This is a genomic window from Mycobacterium sp. ABE4_509, from assembly GCF_056160785.1.
The window spans coordinates 1-2,232 of record NZ_JBSWXU010000273.1; the positions used below are offsets into that span (position 1 = coordinate 1).

A 2,232-nucleotide genomic window follows, 5' to 3' on the forward strand; every position below is an offset into this window, starting at 1 on the left:
GGGCCGGGGTGAGGGCCGCGCGGGCCGCGGCGCGGACCCGGTGATGCGCGTCGGCGGTCAGCGCAGTTTCGTCGGCGATCCCCGCCTCTTGGCGCAGCACGGTCGAGGCCACCGCGGAGTGCGCGTCGATGCGGGCCAGGTAGGCACGCCGGCCCCCGACCGCGGCATCCACCTCGGCGGTGCTCGGCGCGACGCGTTCCGGCCAGTGCGTCTCATCCCAGCCGGATGCCCAGATCACGCCGTCGGGGTGGGTGCGGCTGTACTCGCCGAGCAGCTCCAGGCAGTGCCGCAGCGACGTCGCCGGTCGCAGGTCCAGGCCGGTGAGGGCCAGCCCGGTGGCGGTGACGTGCACGTGGCTGTCCACGAACGCCGGGGCCACGAACCCACCGGCCAGGTCGACGACGGTGGCATCGGGAAACTGTGCCCGGCCGACGTCGTCGCTGCCCAGCCAGGCGATCAGGCCGTCACGCACCGCCAATGCGGTGGCGTCGGGCATGGCCGGGCTGTGCACGCGCCCGTTGAGCAGCAGAGTGGTGGTCATGTCGAATCGGCGGCGCGCTGACGCGCGCAGTTTCAGTCGGTCAGCCGGCGCTGCTCGGTGCCGCGTGCGGGACCCTCGGCGGAGGCGTCGGGGTCGTCGACGACGTCGATGACCTCGCCGTCGATGTAGTCACCGCGTCGCGCGGTGCGTCCGGCCATCCCGCCGACCGTGCTGATGCCGACGATGAGCGGGGCGCGCTTGGCCGCCAGGGCGGTCACCACCGGACGGGCGGCGGCGCGGGTGGGCGGAAGCAGCAGCAGAGCGCCGAGAACGGAACTGGCCAGGCCGGGAATCACGACCAGCACGGTACCGAGGGCGACGAGCACGCTGTCGGTGACCGCCCCTTGGGCATTGGCGGCGGTCAGGCCGGATTGCAGACGCTGCAGGTGCCGTCGCAGCTGCGAACCCGCCAAGGCCAGCCCGACGACGAACGTGGCCGCGACCGCGAGGACCGTCCAGCCGAAACCGATCGTCGAGACGAGCGCTACCAGCACGGCCAGTTCAACGACCGCGTAGACCAGGAACAGCCTCATCGCCATAGTGTCTCAACGGGCGGGCACCGGCGCGAGTTCCGGGGTATGGCCGCGGGCGGCTATGAATCGGCTGTGAATGCCTCGACCTCGATCGCGGCGTGCACCTTGTCGATGCCGCCGCGCAGGAGCGCCTGCGGGATGAAGTACCAGGCGTGGTTCCAGTACCGCCTGATGACCATGTCGAACACCCGCCGGGTCTCGGTCTTCGGCAGCATCCGCGCGACCGCCTCGACGGGTTCGCCCTTGACCTTGCCGAGCACGCCGCACTTCTGGATGGTGACCCGCGGGGTGTTGTTGATCCGCTTCGTCTTCCACGAGCCGTCGTCGGTGATGATCAGCAGTTTGTCGCCGTCCGGGACGCCCCACACCGGTGTCGGCTTGGGCCGGCCGTCCTTGGTGAACGTCGTCAGCAGCAGGTATTTCTCCCGGTAGACGTCGGCGAAGGTGGGTGCGGCCCGGTCAGTCACCGGTCACGCTGCCTTGATCTCGAGGGCCACGTTGTTGTTCATGCCGCCTCGCAGCTTGGAGAAGAAGTTGAAGGTCTTGCCGAGCAGCCCGTAGCGCCTGCCGATCGCGTCGTAGGCATCGGCAGTTCTCGCCGGATCGACCGAGGCCACCGCCTCCACGGCGTCGCTGAGCGGCTTTCCGCGCCGGTCGCAGACTGCGACGGTGACGCGGGGCGTGTTGCGGATGCGCTTGACCTTCCAGGACTTGCCCTGGGTGATCGCGATGAGGCCGTCGCCGTCGACCACCGCCCAGATGGGGGTCGGCTTCGGCCGGCCGTCCTTGGTGAAGGTGGTCAGCAGGATGTACTCGGATCCGGCGATGTCGGCGAAGGTGGGGGCCATGCCGACAATGTAGCTGCGGTGTAGCTGCGGACGGACCCGAGTACCTCAGGCCGCGAACTCGACCAGGTCGATGCTGAGTTGGCCTTCGAGGAGGCTGAGTCGGCGGTAGGTCGGTGGGCCGGGTAGTGGTGGTGCGGTGCTGTGGTAGACCGCGCCGGTGGGGGTGCGGTATTCGGCGGTGTGTACGCCGTTGTTCTCGGTGGTGGTGACCGTCCAGCCGGGGGCTTCTTTGGCGTAGTTGCAGCCTTGGCAGGCGCCCAGGCCGTTGAGTGCGCTGGTGGGGCCGTGCTCGCGAGCCGGGGTTGCGTGG

General features: G+C 69.9%; 4 protein-coding genes and 1 pseudogene. All 5 read right to left on the minus strand.

What is annotated here, in order from left to right; translation table 11 throughout:
- A partial coding sequence (locus ACXAID_RS27800; protein WP_475025388.1) for an amidohydrolase family protein occupies nucleotides 1–541 on the minus strand: 541 nt, incomplete at its 3' end.
- A 32-nt stretch (nucleotides 542–573) separates the two neighbouring features.
- Complete coding sequence (locus ACXAID_RS27805) at nucleotides 574–1,080, minus strand: FxsA family protein (protein ID WP_475025389.1); 507 nt, start codon at nucleotides 1,078–1,080, stop codon at nucleotides 574–576.
- Nucleotides 1,081–1,133: 53 nt separating this feature from the next.
- Nucleotides 1,134–1,541: a PPOX class F420-dependent oxidoreductase gene (locus tag ACXAID_RS27810; protein WP_475025390.1), complete on the minus strand. Its 408-nt coding sequence runs from the start codon at nucleotides 1,539–1,541 to the stop codon at nucleotides 1,134–1,136.
- 3 nt (nucleotides 1,542–1,544) lie between these two features.
- On the minus strand, nucleotides 1,545–1,922 hold the full coding sequence (locus ACXAID_RS27815; protein WP_475025391.1) for a PPOX class F420-dependent oxidoreductase: 378 nt from the start codon (nucleotides 1,920–1,922) through the stop codon (nucleotides 1,545–1,547).
- Nucleotides 1,923–1,967: 45 nt separating this feature from the next.
- A pseudogene (locus tag ACXAID_RS27820) lies at nucleotides 1,968–2,232 on the minus strand (HNH endonuclease); the annotation flags it as partial.